The sequence below is a fragment of the Streptomyces sp. NPDC026538 genome (genome assembly GCF_055567535.1).
On record NZ_JBVHQG010000007.1, the window covers coordinates 543,015 to 558,272 of the forward strand.

The 15,258-nt window shown below is 70.1% G+C and carries 14 protein-coding genes; 5 read left to right on the forward strand and 9 right to left on the reverse strand.

Annotated elements, in window-relative coordinates:
* Positions 1–42 precede the first annotated feature (42 nt).
* From ACZ4N4_RS29210 to ACZ4N4_RS29225, 4 genes are all read right to left on the reverse strand, one after another.
* A complete protein-coding gene (locus ACZ4N4_RS29210; protein WP_467594221.1) occupies positions 43–657 on the reverse strand; it encodes a ScbR family autoregulator-binding transcription factor in 615 nt (204 codons plus the stop codon).
* Between the two features lie 217 nt (positions 658–874).
* Positions 875–1,540 carry a ScbR family autoregulator-binding transcription factor gene (locus ACZ4N4_RS29215; protein ID WP_360496077.1) on the reverse strand — a complete coding sequence of 222 codons (666 nt, stop codon included), beginning with the start codon at positions 1,538–1,540 and terminating at the stop codon, positions 875–877.
* A gap of 141 nt (positions 1,541–1,681) precedes the next feature.
* Positions 1,682–2,455, reverse strand: a complete 774-nt coding sequence (locus ACZ4N4_RS29220) for an SDR family NAD(P)-dependent oxidoreductase (protein WP_467594225.1) — start codon at positions 2,453–2,455, stop codon at positions 1,682–1,684.
* Positions 2,452–3,183, reverse strand: a complete 732-nt coding sequence (locus tag ACZ4N4_RS29225; RefSeq protein ID WP_467594228.1) for an HAD family phosphatase — start codon at positions 3,181–3,183, stop codon at positions 2,452–2,454. The genes ACZ4N4_RS29220 and ACZ4N4_RS29225 overlap by 4 nt, the downstream gene beginning before the upstream one ends.
* Before the next feature lie 394 nt (positions 3,184–3,577).
* Between ACZ4N4_RS29225 and ACZ4N4_RS29230 the strand changes: the two genes are divergently transcribed.
* The gene (locus ACZ4N4_RS29230; protein ID WP_467594231.1) at positions 3,578–4,531 is read left to right on the forward strand and encodes a ScbA/BarX family gamma-butyrolactone biosynthesis protein; all 954 of its coding nucleotides are present in this window, start codon (positions 3,578–3,580) and stop codon (positions 4,529–4,531) included.
* A gap of 62 nt (positions 4,532–4,593) precedes the next feature.
* Here ACZ4N4_RS29230 and ACZ4N4_RS29235 read toward each other — a convergent pair whose 3' ends face one another.
* Positions 4,594–5,145, reverse strand: coding sequence for a lamin tail domain-containing protein (locus tag ACZ4N4_RS29235; RefSeq protein ID WP_467594234.1), 552 nt, complete (start codon positions 5,143–5,145; stop codon positions 4,594–4,596).
* A 500-nt stretch (positions 5,146–5,645) separates the two neighbouring features.
* Between ACZ4N4_RS29235 and ACZ4N4_RS29240 the strand changes: the two genes are divergently transcribed.
* On the forward strand, positions 5,646–6,983 hold the full coding sequence (locus ACZ4N4_RS29240) for a jacalin-like lectin (protein WP_453579515.1): 1,338 nt from the start codon (positions 5,646–5,648) through the stop codon (positions 6,981–6,983).
* A gap of 126 nt (positions 6,984–7,109) precedes the next feature.
* On the forward strand, positions 7,110–7,595 hold the full coding sequence (locus ACZ4N4_RS29245; RefSeq protein WP_467594238.1) for a DUF5990 family protein: 486 nt from the start codon (positions 7,110–7,112) through the stop codon (positions 7,593–7,595).
* A gap of 218 nt (positions 7,596–7,813) precedes the next feature.
* Here ACZ4N4_RS29245 and ACZ4N4_RS29250 read toward each other — a convergent pair whose 3' ends face one another.
* Entirely contained in the window at positions 7,814–8,686 is an 873-nt protein-coding gene (locus ACZ4N4_RS29250) for a methylenetetrahydrofolate reductase (protein WP_467594240.1), read from the reverse strand.
* 72 nt (positions 8,687–8,758) lie between these two features.
* On the reverse strand, positions 8,759–8,926 hold the full coding sequence (locus ACZ4N4_RS29255) for a hypothetical protein (RefSeq protein ID WP_467594242.1): 168 nt from the start codon (positions 8,924–8,926) through the stop codon (positions 8,759–8,761).
* Between the two features lie 262 nt (positions 8,927–9,188).
* Here ACZ4N4_RS29255 and ACZ4N4_RS29260 point away from each other — a divergent pair, with 262 nt between their 5' ends.
* On the forward strand, positions 9,189–11,429 hold the full coding sequence (locus ACZ4N4_RS29260; RefSeq protein WP_467594245.1) for a sensor histidine kinase: 2,241 nt from the start codon (positions 9,189–9,191) through the stop codon (positions 11,427–11,429).
* Between the two features lie 15 nt (positions 11,430–11,444).
* On the opposite strand, the gene ACZ4N4_RS29265 is transcribed toward ACZ4N4_RS29260, so the two are convergent.
* Together ACZ4N4_RS29265 and ACZ4N4_RS29270 are read right to left on the reverse strand one after the other, a co-directional pair.
* Positions 11,445–12,536, reverse strand: coding sequence for an AI-2E family transporter (locus ACZ4N4_RS29265; protein ID WP_467594247.1), 1,092 nt, complete (start codon positions 12,534–12,536; stop codon positions 11,445–11,447).
* Between the two features lie 203 nt (positions 12,537–12,739).
* Positions 12,740–13,546, reverse strand: coding sequence for a serine hydrolase (locus tag ACZ4N4_RS29270; protein WP_467594249.1), 807 nt, complete (start codon positions 13,544–13,546; stop codon positions 12,740–12,742).
* 247 nt (positions 13,547–13,793) lie between these two features.
* On the opposite strand from ACZ4N4_RS29270, the gene ACZ4N4_RS29275 reads away from it, so the two are divergent.
* Complete coding sequence (locus ACZ4N4_RS29275; protein WP_453579502.1) at positions 13,794–15,248, forward strand: purine-cytosine permease family protein; 1,455 nt, start codon at positions 13,794–13,796, stop codon at positions 15,246–15,248.
* The last annotated feature ends 10 nt before the right edge of the window (positions 15,249–15,258 follow it).

Below are 15,258 nucleotides of genomic sequence, written 5' to 3' on the forward strand. Positions count from 1 at the left end.
TCAAACCGAACTCCGCGGCCTTTGTCGGCTCTTGACCCGCAGTCAGGAGTCGGAGAGCGCGGCGCCGGCGAACTCACCGCTGTGTGCGGCCAGTTGGGGAAGCACCAGTGACCAGAACTGCTCGACATGCTGGGGCGAGATCCGGTCGCGGTCGGCCGCGCCGAGCACCTCGAATCCGACCGTCGCGGCGACTATCACCGCGGCGACCCGGTCCGGCGACACCCCCTCGGCCAGCTCGCCCTGATGCTGGGCCCGCACCAGTTGTTCGCACACCCACGTACGCCACCAGCACCCGAAACCCGGGCCGTTCTTGCGGGAGGGGTCGACGCTCAGCTTGAAGCCCGCGCGGACCACGACATCGGTGGCGACCGTGACCAGCAGTTCCCGGGTGACCGTGATCAGGAGGTGCAGTGTGGAGGCGGCCGACGGACGCCGGTCCGCGACCATGTGCTCGATGGTTCGCCGGGCCGCGTCCTCCACCTCTACGGCGAGGGCGTCCTTGCTGGGAAAGTGGAAGTGCAGCGCCCCGGCGCTCACTCCGGCCCGCCGGCTGATCGCGGGCAGCGAGGACAGCGCGTAGCCGTCGTCCGCGAAGATCTCGGCGGCGGCGTGAACGAGGGCCTGGCGGGTTCGGGCCGCCCGGAGCTGCTTGACCATCGCGATCCCCCTGTTGATCGGGGCGAATCCGGAATTGGACGGTCCGATTCCCCCTGGGCCTGCAACATTCCGATCCGAGAACCCTAGCAAACAGCATGATCGGTAGGTTTGCCAGAGTTCGGAGTGCGGGCAGAGGACCCTGATGGCCCTCCCGCATCGTCGGGAGAGGGTGACCCCCCGGATAACGAACCAGGCAGGTGGTTTCGCCGGAGGCGGGTCAGGCCTCGGTCGCCACCAGCGATTCCTGCCGCCGGCGCTCGACTTCCTCGACGACCCGGGCGCCCCGGTCGGGCGCGGTGTCCAGCCGGATCAGGGCCGCGGGTGTGGCTATCGCCGGCAGTACGTGGTTGTAGAGGACGGAGATACGGTCGTTGAGATCGGTCCAGTCGGAGACCACCTCGGACATGAACTGGGTCCCGATCCAGGCCCCGAGGAAGCACTCCGCGGTCTCCTGCGGCGTGACGTGCGGCAGTACCTCGCCGCGTTCCTTGGCCTCCACGAGCTTCTCGGTCACCACCTCGGTCCAGGCGGGCCAGGCACTGCCGAACAGCGAACGCCCCTGCAGGTCCGCCGACAGCCGTATACCGGCGAGCAGGATGACTTCCTTGGGGATGCGGTGGGCCAGCGTCATGCCGATGTCCACCCACTCCTGGAGCTTCAGCTCGCGCGGCACCCAGTAGTCGTCGCTGATCTGGGCGTTGATCACGCCTCGCGCGAGGGCTTCCTTGGAGTCGAAGTGGAAGTACAGGGCTCCCTTGGTCACTCCGGCCCGCTCGAGGATCTCGGCGATCGTCGCCGCCGTGTATCCGCGCTCGGCGAAGACCGCGGCGGCGGCCTCGACAACAGCGCGGCGGGTCCGAATCGCACGCTCCTGACGCGCCATGGGGACCCCTCCTCGGTCAAAACAAAACCGGACGTGACGTACCTTACCCCAACCGGGGGTCGGTATTTCGGCCGCACAGGGCCGATTCCCGGCCGGTCCCGCGTCGGCGCCGGTGCGTCGACACGGGACCTTCAGGGCAGTTCACCAGGCGGTGCGCCCACCGTCCACGGTAAGTGTGGCACCCGTCACGAAGCTCGCCCTGTCACTGCACAGCCAGGCGGCGGCCTCCGCGACCTCCTCGGGGTCGGCGGCGCGGGCCTGCGGGGCGGAGCGGTAGGCACGCGCCTCGTTCTCGGGCGACTTGGCGAACCAGTCGTCGATCATCTCGGAGCGGGTCAGGCCCGGGGCGATGGCGTTCACACGGATGTGGTGCGGGGCGTACTCGACGGCGGCGGCCTTGGTCAGTCCGATCACCGCGTGCTTGGAGGCGATGTAGGGCGCGGCCGTCGAGGAGGCGACCAGGCCGCCCACACTGCTGGTGTTGACGATCGAGCCGCCGCCGGTCTCCAGCATGGCCGTGATCTCGTGGCGCAGGCAGTTCCACACGCCCCGCACGTTGGTCTCGGTGACCCGCTCGTAGTCGGCGTCGTCGATGAGGTGCATCGGGGTCTTCGGCAGCGCGACACCGGCGTTGTTGAAGGCGGCGTCGAGACGGCCGTAGCGGTTGACGGCGAACTCGACGGTCCGGCGCACCTCTTCTCCGTCGCGCACGTCCAGGGTGCGGTGGCTCGCCTCGGCTCCCTCGGCGCGCAGCTCGTCGGCGAGGTCGCGGAGCTTGTCCTCGCGGCGGGCGGTCAGGACGACGGTGGCGCCCTGCCGGGCGAACACCCGGGCGGCGGCCGCGCCGATACCGCTGCTGGCGCCGGTGATGAGGGCGACCCGGCCGGCCAGTGCGGCGCCTTCCGTTGCGGTCACCTGGTCACCTCGGGGGTGGTGGAGAGGGAGTCGGCATCATGCCAGAAGACGTCGAGGCCGGCCTCCCGGTCGAGGGTGCGCAGGCGCTGTTCGTCGATCTCGGCGAGGCTGCCCACCAGGTGCCGGACACCGAGTTCGCGCATCAGCTCACGCTGGAAGCCGTGCTCGAAGGTGCTGGGGTGGCCGACGAACGGCACGTCCAGCTCCTTGGCGTGACCGGCGAAGCGGGCCACGTCGTCGATGAAGAGGACCTGGTGGGGCTCGAGGGCGAAGCGGCCCTCGGCTATCTCGCGGATGCCGGGGCGGAAGTCGTTGGTGCAGATGTAGTGCGGAGCGGTGAACAGCTGCTCCCAGGCGCCGAGATGGCGGCGGAAGTGGTCCTCGTCGAGACCGCCGTAGCAGATGACGTCCAGGCCCGCGGCGCGCAGCCGGTGCAGGAGCTCCTCGGCACCGTCGAGGGGGTGGACGGGATGGGCGCGCAGATAGTGCTCGCGTTCGGCGAAGTAGTCGGCGATGGCGTCCTGCTCGCTCACCTCGGCACCGGTCTCCTCCAGCAGCACCCGGGCGGCGGCGAGGCGGGACTGCGAGAAGAGCCGCTGTTCCAGCTCCCGGGTGTACGCACCGCCGTACTTGAGGACGAGGCGGTGCAGGACGGGGCTGAAGCTGTCGTTGAGCAGGACGCCGTCGATGTTGACGGCGGCGAGGCGCAGGGTGCGCAGTGGTTCCATCGGGTCTCCCTCTCGCAGGCCGTTCGAACATCATGCAGGGGCGGTCGGGGCCTGGTGCGGCCCGGGTGGGCCGGCGGGCAGTGAACTCCCTCGCGGAGATGGCCGAAAGAGACCGCCACACAGGTTTTGACCTAGGCGGGCCGCACCCGTCACCCACCGATAACCGGCCGCCGACATCTGCCAGTTAGTCCGTTTTTAGCCGTGCCTTCAACTTGATTGAGGGCGAAAATACTTGGCCAAACCACTACCGAGCGGAGTCGTACATGGATCGAGTCCAACCACGCTTGGCGAATCCTTTACCTTGTGGCCGACCCGAGAAAACCGGTAGGTCCGTATCTTATAGGCGTCGAACAGAGCTTCAGCCAACGAAGAGCTTTCCGACGGGGGGTTGTCGATGAGCCTGTCCACCACTGAGATCGGAGTGGGTCTGCCCGTACTGCCCCGGCTGACCACCACGGTGCCGAAGGAGTACGTCCACCGGGCGTCCCTGGCCGAGGTGTTCCTCTCCGGCTGTACCGCGCAGGACGACGGGCTGCGGTTCTCCCTCACCGGACAGTGGCCGCGCGCCCACACCTTCTTCAACAGCGCCGACGGCTCGAGCCACGACCCGCTGCAGGCCGCGGAGACGTTTCGGCAGGCCGGCATGTTCGTGACGCACGCCGAACACGGGGTACCGCTCGGGCATCATTTCGTCCTGTGGTCGCTCAGCTGTCACACCGATCTGGAGCAACTGCGCATCGGCTCCCGGCCGACCGACTTCGAGCTCGAGGTGACGTGCCCGGACACCGCCCCGCACGGCAGGGCGTCCGCGCGCCGGATGGGCATAGGGTTCGCGCTGCGCCGGGACGGCCGGCCCGTGGCCCACGGAGAAGGGCTGTACTCCGTCGTCACGCCGTCCGTCTACGCGCGTCTGCGAGCCAGCCGGCCCGCGAAGCAGGCGACTTCGACGGACCCGGCGGTCGCGGCCGATCCGATGCCGCCGTCCGCGGTGGGCCGCACCTCCCCCGCCGACGTGGTGCTCACCCCCACGGACGCGCCCGGCCGGTGGCTGCTCACCCCCGACCTGGCCCATCCGATCCTGTTCGACCACGACGGTGACCATCTGCCCGGCATGGTCCTGCTGGAGGGTGCCCGCCAGGCCGCCTGCGCCCGCCTGGCACCGCGTGCGTTGATACCGGCGAGCACGTCCACGACCTTCGACCGCTACGTCGAACTCGACAGCCCGTGTTGGGTGGACGTGACCGAGGTGACTCCCGGGGGCGACGGCACGGTGACCGTGCGGGTCGTCGGCCGGCAGGGCGGCGAGACCGTCTTCACCTCCACCGTGCACGGTCCCGTCGTCGGCTGAAGGCCCCGTGAAACGGCCGCCGCCGGGCCCCGGTTCGGGACCCGGCGGCGGCCGTCGAGCTGTCAGTGCCGGTCGCCGCCGACGTGCCGGTCGCCGCCGAAGTGGCGGTCGCCCCCGGCGTGCCAGTCGCCGCCGTCACGGCGGTGGTGCAGACCCCAGGAGGCGGAGTCGACAAAGCGACCGTGGTCGTTGCGCAGGGTGGCGGTGTCGGCCTCGTGGTTCCAGACGGACCGACGGCGGTCCTGGTACAGGTCCGTCATGGTGTCCCGGCCCTGCCCGGTGTGGACCCGTACCGTGGCACGGCCGGCCAGCCGGTAGTGATGGAAGGTGTAGTTGTGACCTTCGGCGTCCGACAGCGTCCAGCCGCTCAGGTTCACGTCCCGGCGGGTGGTGTTGGTGACGTCCACCCACTCCCGGTTCAGGGCGCGGCCGGAGAAGACCGCGCGGCCCTGCAGGTCGTGCTGGACGGCGCTGATGACGACCGCGTCGCGGGACGGATTCGCGGGGTGCTGGGCGGCGGCAGCGGCGGGCAGGGCCACAGCGCCCACCAGGGCGGCCGCCACGGCGGTGACGGAGCCGAGACGACGTGCGGTCGCGAAGACGGATTCGGACACGAGGTCCCCCTTTACGGGGTTGGCACACCCTTGCGCGGGCGGCGCGAAGCCGAGGTCCGCGAGGGGTGTGTGGTGCGGTGCGACGGCCGGGCGGCCGCGCAGTCACACATTGCAACGGGGCGGCGCGACGTGGGGGACACACACCATGCCCATTACCGATCTATCGCTTTGCTATGACTCTCGAATGTAACGTCCATTTATCAAGTGAATGGACCGATTTGCTCCATCATGGGGCCCAAAAGTCGTGCAATCAGCGGGCCGACGGCACCTCGGTGACACCACGGGCCGCACCGTGAACTGGGCCCGCTCACCCGAAAGTGAGTAACAGTCAGCGGCCGATCGGACCGCCGCCAGAAGACGATCTCTTGGTCGTCATGAGGAGTTCCTCGATTGGTCGGCCGCGACAGTGGTCGGGAGAAAGCGTTTGCCACTACGTTTTGGCTTGCCTTTTGGCATGTCCACACTCTCCCAGCGCACCCCTCCCCGTAGGAGACACCCCCATGCGCAGACTCGTTGCCTGCCTGGCGGCCGCGGTCGCCGCCCTCGGCGGGCTCACGGCGACGGCCACTCCGGCCGCGGCGGCCGGCTCGGGCACGTTCAGCGTGCTCACGTACAACGTCGCCGGGCTTCCGGAGTCGCTGTCGAGCGCATCAACACCGCGCGACACCAGCACCACCGAGATCGGCCGACGGATCGCGCCGTACGACATCGTCAACGTCCAGGAGGACTTCAACTACCACGCGTACCTGTACTCCACGGACACCCACCCGTACCGCACCGCGACCAGCGGCGGCGCGGGGATAGGCAGCGGGCTCAACACCGTCTCCGACTACGCCTGGGACGGCGACGACTTCGAGCGCGTCGGCTGGAACTCCTGCCAGCTCGACTCGGGTGACTGCCTGACCCCCAAGGGCTTCACCTTCATGCGCGAGCGGCTCGCCGAGGGCGTCTACGTCGACTTCTACAACCTGCACACCAACGCGGGTACCAACGACGGCGACGAGGCCTCCCGGGCCGACAACCTCAGCCAGCTGACGTCGTTCATCAGCACCCACTCGGCCGGGAACGCCGTCGTGGTCATGGGTGACACCAACACGCGTTACACCCGCACCGCCGACACCATCGCGGAGTTCGCCTCCGCCAACGGGCTGACCGACGCCTGGGTCCAGCTGATCCGTGGCGGCAGCGCGCCGGCCAAGGGCAGCGACACCCTGCTCTGCGACCAGACCGGGGCCACCGTGCCCAACACCTGCGAGGTGGTCGACAAGGTCCTGTACCGCAGCAGCAAGCTGGTCACCCTGAACGCGACCTCGTACAACAACGAGCACGCCAAGTTCCTCAACGCCGACGGCCTGATGCTCTCCGACCACGACCCGATCACGGTCGGCTTCTCCTGGTCGCAGAACCCGGACTTCCAGCTCAGCGACCAGTTCGGCGGTCCGCACGGCGACTACTACCAGGACCTTCCGAGCGTCCCGGCCGCCGCCCGCGCCACCGGCATCTCGCTGCGCTCCGGCTCCCGCGTCGACCAGGTCGGCATCACCCTGGGCAACGGCACCACGCTGACCCACGGCGGCACCGGCGGCACGGCGTCCTCGCTGACGCTGGGCAGCGGCGAGTACGTGACCACGGCGTACCTGTGCGAGGGCAAGTACAACAACACCACGCGCATCTTCTACGCCAAGTTCACCACCAACCTGGGCAACACCCTCGCCGGTGGTACGACGACCTCGGACTGCGTGACCCGCACCGCGCCGTCGGGCTGGCAGATCGCCGGCTTCCACGGCCGCTCCGGTGTCGAGCTCGACAAGGTCGGCTTCATCTACACCAAGCGCTGACCGCGCCCGGCCGGCCGGCGGACGCACGAACCGTTCGCCGGCCGGCCGCACAACGCGGGTGAACGCACGAACCGTTCGCCGGCCGGCCGTACAACGCGGGCCGACGCGTCGGCGATGATGGCCGGTATGCGCATCCGCATCGACGCGACCGACCTGCCCGGACGGTCCTGCCCGGCGCCCGGGGACAGCGCTTTCTCCGCGTACGACGGAATTCATGTGGCCGTACAGCGCCGGAACCGTCCTGCCGAACTGCTCGACCCGCAGCCGGGTGACGCCGTCCTCGCGACCTGGTCCCTGCCCTGCACCGCGGCGGCCTCGGACACCGGCATCGACTTCAAGGGACCGTACGTCCAGGGCGGCCCCGGCGGCCGGTTCGTCTATCTGTCCTGGGGAACCGTGAGCACCGGCGGCGGCTTCACGATGTTCCGCCGGGCCAAGCTGATGCTCGACGCCGTCCCGGGCGCGGTGGCGGAGGCAGCCGTGCGGGACGGCCTGCTGGTCGGCAGACTCGGGCTGACGGACGCCCGGGGCATGCCCCGGTGCGCGCGTGTCGTACCGCCGGTCGTCGTCTGGAGCGCCGGCGGCGCTCCTCAGCCGAGATCCGCGCGGTAGTCGGCGAGGGCGGTCGCGAGGGGGAAGCGGGTGCCCCGCACCTGCTGGTCACCACCGAGGCGACCCGTACTCCCGGATCCGCCGGGCGAGTTCCGCGCCGTCGTTCACGCGTGTCGTGGGGGCTGCCGGCTAGCCGAAGACGATGGTGTGGTTTCCGTCGCGGATCACCCGGTCCTCGGCGTGCCACAGCACGGCACGGGACAGGACCGCGCGTTGACTCATACGTGGTGGTCCTTCCTGAACCGGGCGATCCATTCGGAGGTGGCCCGCAGTCCGCCGAACGTATAGAAGTGGATCTTCACCTCGCCGTGCCGGCCCGGGTCGTAGCCCTCGGCCAGGGCGTGCAGGAACCTGTCCGGGCCCGCGGTGCCCATCAGGTTGGTGAGGGAGAGGCCGTACTTCTTGGCGATGGCGGTGCTGGTGCCGACGCCGAACCGGGCCGCGTAGGCCATCAGGCGGCGCACGCCGGCCGGGCCGGGGACGCCGATGCGGACCGGGAGTGTGATGCCCTCGTCCCGGACCCGCTCGACCCAGGCGAGGACGGGATCGACGTCGAAGCCGAACTGGGTGATGACGCCGCCGTCCAGGCCCTGCGCGGCGAGCGCGGCACTCTTGTCGCGCAGCACGGACCACAGGACGTCACCGGGTATGGCGGGGTGGCCCTCCGGGTAGCCGCTGATGCCGACGTGCCGGACGCCGTACTCCTGGAGCAGGCCGGACTCGATCAGTGCCAGCGAGTCGGCGTAGGGGCCTTCGGGGCGGGCCGGGTCGCCGCCGACGGCGAAGACGTTGTCGCCGGTGCCGTCGGTGCGCAGGCCGGTGAGGAACTGCTCGAAGTCGGCGCGGGAGCCGAGCCGTCGGGCGGAGAAGTGCGGCACGGGCACGAAGCCGAGGCGCCTGACCGCGCGCGCCGCGTCCAGCCGCATCCGCAGGTCCTCGTTGCCGAGGAAGGTGACGTTGATGCGGGTGCCCTGCGGGATGGTGTCGCGGGCCTCCTCCAGGCTGGGGACGTCCTTGCCGGTCATCTCCAGGGAGAAGTCCTCCAGCAGTGCGGTGCTCACCGCAGCCGAGGCCGTGTCGAGGGTGGTCATCGTGCTCCTTGCCGAACGTGAAGCTCCGATTTTCGAACATCGTGGGTCGGGGGTTTCATCCGGGAGTCCGTCTCAGGCGTCGCGGCGGTACCGGGTGCGGGCGTGCCGGTCGAAGGGGCTCGGCTGCACGGTGGCCCGGATGCGCGGGAAGCCCAGGTCCGCCCCGGGGTCGGTGCCGGGGCCGGGGCGCTCGCCCCAGACGATGTGCACCTCGGTGCCGGGCGTGGCGAGGTTCGGCATCCGCACCCTTTGCCTGCGTACCGCGACAGCGGTAAGCGCTGACCGTGCGCTCCATCGGGCGGGCCTCGGCGCGTGGCGGATCCGCCCGGTGGTACATGCGTTGACCACCGATGGTTTTGATTGAGCTTTGTACCACTTCGTTGGAAACCGCTTCACAGAAAAGCCGGTCACAGTCGATCGCCGGGTGTTAGAACTTGGCCACAGAACGTCGGGCTGTGAACGGCGGCCCTGCGCACCCTCCCTGTTGTGAAGTGGAACGACCTTGCCCAAGTTCAGACCTCTGACCGGCAACTGGCGCGTCGCCAGACGCCTCCAGGCCATTCTGCTCATCCCTGTGCTGGTCGCTCTCGGTCTCGGCGGAGTCCGGGTGAAGAACTCGGTCGACACCCTGCGGGACGCCGACGACGCGGTGCGCGTGGCGGAGTTGGTGCGGGCGGCGAACGCCTACGCCAGTGACGCGATCAACGAACGGGACGTGTCGGTCATCCCGCTGCTGGAGGGCGAGCGGAACGCACCGGCGGTGGCGGCGGCCCGCAAGGTGACCGACGCGGACGCCGACGCGTTCGACCGGGCGGTGGCCCGCGCGCCCAGGACCGCGGGCCTCATCAGGCGCATCGAGCTGGTCCGGGTGGGCGAGAAGCAGTTGCCCGCGGTGCGGGCCGACGCGTTCACCGCCCGGCTGACGGGGGTGCAGACCGAGGAGAGCTATCACGCCGTCCAGCACCCGCTGATGGAGCTCTCCAACGAACTGGGTTTCGGCAGCAACAACCAGGCCAGCTTCGGACGTACCCTCTACGCCATCTCGCTGACCCAGGCGGCCGAGTCCCTGATCCGTTCCATCGGCACGCATCTGCTGGTCGAGGACCGCACCGCCCTCGCGGAGGGCGAACTGCCGACCCAGCTGGGCTCGTTCAGCTCGTACGCCTACCTGGAGCAGGTGGCCCTCCAGGAGTACGCGGGGGCCGGTACCACGCAGGACATGACCAGGCTGCGGGCCGCGTTCGCGGACGCCGAGAAGAAGGGCGCGGAGCAGACCGCGAAGGCGGCCCAGGAGGCCAGGGCGGCCGGGCGGACGTTCGTGGCACCGCCGACACTGGCGAAGATGATCAGCGAGATCGCCGGCGGGAAGCCGACCGAGCAGCTGGCCGCCGAGGGCATCACACCCGAGTCGTTCTTCGCCGCGTCCACCCTCGCCTTCGACGCCTGCCGGGGCATCGAGGTCCACCTCACCGACACGGCGCTCGCCGATGCCCGGAGCGTCGCCGCCGAGGCGAAGCGGAACGCGATCACCAACGGCTCGCTCGCGCTCGGCGCCGTCCTCGCGGCGCTGCTGCTCGCGGCCTGGGTGGCCCGTTCGATGAGCCGGGGCATGCGCCGGCTGAGCGCCTCGGCGATGGAGATCGCCGAGCAGCGGCTGCCGGCCGTGATCACCCGGCTGTCCCAGGCCGTGCCCGGCCAGGTGGACACCAGGGTCACCCCGATCCCGATCACCACCACCGACGAGATCGGCGAGGTGGCCCGGGCCTTCGACCACGTGCACCGGGAAGCGGTCCGGCTCGCCGCCGAACAGGCCCTGCTGCGCGGCAACATCAACACGGTCTTCACCAACCTCTCCAGCCGCAACCAGTCGCTGGTCGAGCGTCAGCTGGCCCTGATCACCGAACTGGAGGGGCACGAGGCCGACCCCGAGCAGCTGGCGAACCTGTTCAAGCTGGACCACCTGGCCACGCGGGTGCGGCGCAACGGCGAGAACCTCCTGGTGCTCGGCGGTGAGCGGCCCACCCAGCAGTGGGACCACCCACTCCCCCTGGTGGACGTCATCCGGGCGGCGGCCTCCGAGGTGGAGCAGTACGAGCGGATCGAGCTGTCGGGCGTCCCGGAGACCCAGATCCACGGCCGTGCCGTCACCGACCTCGTGCATCTGCTGGCCGAGCTGCTGGAGAACGCCACCGCGTTCTCCTCACCGCGCTCCACGGTCCGGGTCACGGCGACCCGGCTGCCCGACACCCAGATCATGATCGAGATCCACGACCAGGGCATCGGCCTGATGTCCGAGGACTTCGCACTGATCAACCACAAGCTGGCGAACCCGCCGACCGCAGACGCCGGCGTCTACCAGCACATGGGCCTGTACGTGGTCGGCAGGCTGGCCGACCGGCACGGCGTGCGCGTCCAGCTGCGGCCGGCCGCCGGGGAGAGCGGTACGACCTCGCTGGTGATGCTGCCGGGCACCGTCCTGTGGCGGGACGGCGCCGAGTCCGACACCGACACGCTGACCCTGGCCGCGGTCAAGGCGCGTGCCAAGCCCGGCCTCGACATCGAGGCACTGCTCGCGGAGGGGCCCGCCGATCCGTTCGGCGCACACGAGGCGTGGGGCGACGGCATCCCGGCACCCTCCCCCGCCGCGCCGTCCGGGTCCGCCGGCCCGTCCGAGGCGCCCGCCCCGTCCGGCCGGTCCCGCCGGGCCCCCAAGCGCACCCGTCGCCCCGCCAAGGACGGCTGAGCCCCGGGATTCGGATCAGGGCGGTGCTGCGGGCCGCAGCGCCCGCAGCACCGCCCAGACCACGGAGACGAGCGGCACGGCCACGACGGCGCCGATCACCCCCGCGACGATGCTGCCCGCGATGACGGAGACGGCGACGACGAGGGGGTGCAGGCGCACCGCCCAGCTCATCACCAGAGGGTGCAGCACATGTCCCTCCAGCTGGCCGATGACGACGATGAGCACGAGGACGGCGACGGCGGTGAGCGGCCCGCGTCCGGCCAGCGCCACCACGGTGGCCACGCCCAGGGCGATCGGCGAGCCGACCAGCGGGACGAACGTGGCGAAGAACTCCAGCAGGGTCAGCGGCAGCGCGAGCGGCACCCGCAGCACCAGCAGGGCGATGCCGACGAGTACGGCGTTGACGGCGGCCACGATGATGATGCCCCGGGTGTACCCGGCGAACGTCCGCCAGGCGGCGTGCCCCGCCCGGTCCCACGCGCTCCGGGCGCCGGCGGGCAGGAGCTCACGGCTGGTCCAGGCCCACAGCCGTTCGCCGGAGTTGATGAAGAAGACGGAGGAGAAGAGCGCGAGCGCGCCCCCGGCGACCACTTCGACGAGGGTGCCCAAGCCGCTGAGCGCCCTGCTGGCCAGGTTGGAGCGGTTGGCCTGGATGTAGTTCACGATCTGCTGCTGGAGATGCGACAGGGCGCCGGGGCCGAGCCGGAAGGGCGGCCGCTGGAGCCAGACCTCGATGCGGTGGATGCCGCCGCGGAACTGGTCGGCCAGCGTCGCCGACTCCTGGGCGACCGCGTTGCCCACCAGGGCCAGCAGCCCCAGGAACACACAGATGCTGCCGACCAGGCTCACGGCCACCGACAGGGGTCTGGGGAGCCATCGGCTCAGCAGGTCGGTGAACGGGCGCAGCACCGAGGTGACGACCAGGCCCAGGAACAGGGCGACGGCGATCAGCTGGAAGCGGCCCAGGACGATGAAGACGCCGTAGACGACGATGCCGAGGACGATGAGCCGCCAGGCGTAGGCGGCGGCGATCCGCAGGGCGGGGACGACGACCGCGCTGACGGAGGCGGAGGCACGCGGATCCCGGGCGCGCTTGGGGATCCACACCGGATGGCCGGACCGGGCGGCCTGTCCCGCGCCCCGCGCCCGGCGCGCCCGACGCGCCGGGCCCCGCCCGGCCGCCGGCCCGCCCGCACCCGCCACCGCGCCTCCCGTTGCCGGCCTCCGTCACCTCGGGTGCGCGTAAGGGCACCTCTAGTGCACGTTAGGGGCGATTCGGGCGGCGGGCGGGGTGTGCTGGGCCAAGGGGGTCAGTGTGCCGCCGCCGTGGTGACGGCCGTACGGGCGGCTCGTTCGACCAGTTTCACGCCGTCCGGCATGGACGCGTTGCCGTTGGAGAGGACCGCGACGAGGTAGTGGTGGCCGCCGGCCGTGACGCGTCCGACGCTGTTGATGTCCCACAGGTCGGTGGTGGTCCGCATCAGCCAGCCGTTCTTCAGCGCCCACCCGGAGTCGGCGGCGGCCGAGACGCCCCAGGACTGGTCGGCGGCGATCTCGGTCATCAGGGTGCCGATACGGCTTCGGGACGCCGAGTCGAGCGGTGTGGGGCCGGCGCCGAAGACCGCGCTCAGCAGGCGTATCTGATCGCCTGCCGTGGTCCGGGTGAGCCCCCAGCGGCCTCCGGTGCCGGGCGTGGTCGAGGTCAGCCCCAGCCGCTTGTTCGCCGACGCCAGGCCGGGGGCGCCGCCGATGGAGTGCCACAGGGCGTTGGCGGCGTCGTTGTCGCTGTCGCGGATCATCACCTGCGCCAGGGCGCTCTCCCGCGCGGTGAGGGCACGCCGGTGGTCACGCGCATGGAGCAGCAGCGAGGCGAGAATGTCGACCTTGACGATGCTCGCCGTGTCGTACGGCGTGTCGTCGCCGTAGACCACGGGTTCCCGGCCGCCGGCGTCCAGATCGAGGACGGCGGCGGTCACGCGCGCCTCGGCCGGTGCCTGCACGGCCGTACGGAACGTGGAGCTGGAGGCGGAGGCGGCACCGGCCGCCAGGGCCGCCGGTGCGGCGCCGGCCAGAAGGGTCACCACTGTGGCCACGACGGCGAGGGGGCGGTTGAGCATGCGGGGCCTCGGCAGTTCAGGTCGGAGGGACACAGAACTGCGAACATAGACAAAATGCCCGGTCGGCGACGTGACCACCGCCACGAAAAGGGTGGTTCCGGGCAAATTGTGAGTAGAGCAACAAGGCCGCAGCGAGGCGGGCATTCCGGGGACGCCGGGGGACGGAGCACGGATTCCGGAGGCCTCATCCGGGCCTTTCCGGGGGAAGAATGTGACCAGAGTGACGGACCGACCCCTTGGAGGTGCCATGAGCACGTCGGCGGAACCGCGGGTGAGCGGTCTGGAGGTCCGGTCCATCGACTATGTGCCGCTGGACGAGCGGCACGGCAAGCTGTGGCATCTGGGACCGCTGTGGTTCATGTCGAACGCGCAGATCGCCACCTTGGCCGTGGGGCTGATCAGCATCACGGAGGGCGGCAATCTGATCTGGTCGCTGCTCGCGATCGTCGCGGGCACCGTGATCGGCACCTTCTTCATGGCCTTCCACTCGGCGCAGGGGCCGCAGCTGGGGCTGCCGCAGATGATCCAGTCGCGGCCCCAGTTCGGCTATGTCGGGGCGCTGCTGGTGTGGCTGTTCGCGTACGTGCAGTACGCGGGGTTCAACGTGTTCAACACCAGCCTGGCCGGTGAGGCGCTGAACTCCACGATCCACGGTGGCGTGAAGCTGTGGGTGATCGTGGTCACGGCGGTCGCGTTCGTCATCGCGTTGGTGGGCTACGACATCATCCACAAGGCCGAGCGGTTCCTGACCTACACCTTCCTCGTCATCTTCGGGATCTTCACCGTCGGTGTCCTGGTCACCCTGCACTACCCGCCGGGCTCCTTCGATCTCGGCGCCTTCAAGTGGACGCCGTTCCTGGCCCAGTTCGGCGTGGTCGCCGGCTACCAGATCAGCTGGGCCATCTACGTCTCGGACTACTCCCGCTACCTGCCGCCGGACGTGACGGTCCGCAAGACGTTCTACTGGACGTACTTCGGCTCGGCGCTCGGCGGTATCTGGCTGATGGTGCTCGGGTCGCTGCTGGCCGCCTGGGCGGGAGACAGCTTCGACACGATCCCCTCGATCAACGCCGCGGGCGACAAGGTCTTCAACGGCTTCGGCGCGATCGTGCTGCTGTTCGCCGCCCTGGGCCTGATCTCCGTCACCGCGCTGAACATGTACGGCGGTTCACTGACGCTGATCAGCGCCATCGACTCGTTCAAGCGGGTGCGGCCGACGCTGGGCGTGCGTCTGATCACCATCGGCGTGACCGCGGCGCTCTCCCTGATCGGCGCGCTGGCGGCGACCTCGAACTTCCTGACGAACTTCAACAACTTCCTGTTGCTGGTGCTCTATCTGTTCATCCCGTGGACGTCGGTCAACCTGATGGACTACTACGTGGTGCGCCGCGGCCACTACGCGATCGCCGAGATCTTCAAGCCGAACGGCATCTACGGCCGCTGGGGCTGGCAGGGGATCGTCTCGTACCTGGTCGGGTTCGCGGTCATGATCCCGTTCTTCTCCGTCGGCACGCTCTTCGTCGGCCCCGCCGCCAAGGCCCTCGACGGCGCCGACATCTCGCTGTTCGTCGGACTGCCGGTCTCGGCGCTGCTGTACTGGTGGCTGACCCGCTCGATCGACGTCGAGGCGGAGACCCGCATCGCCGAGGCGGAGGCCGCGGCCCTGGAGCAGGCGGCGCACGAGCACCGGGAACCCTTCTAGCCGAGACGCG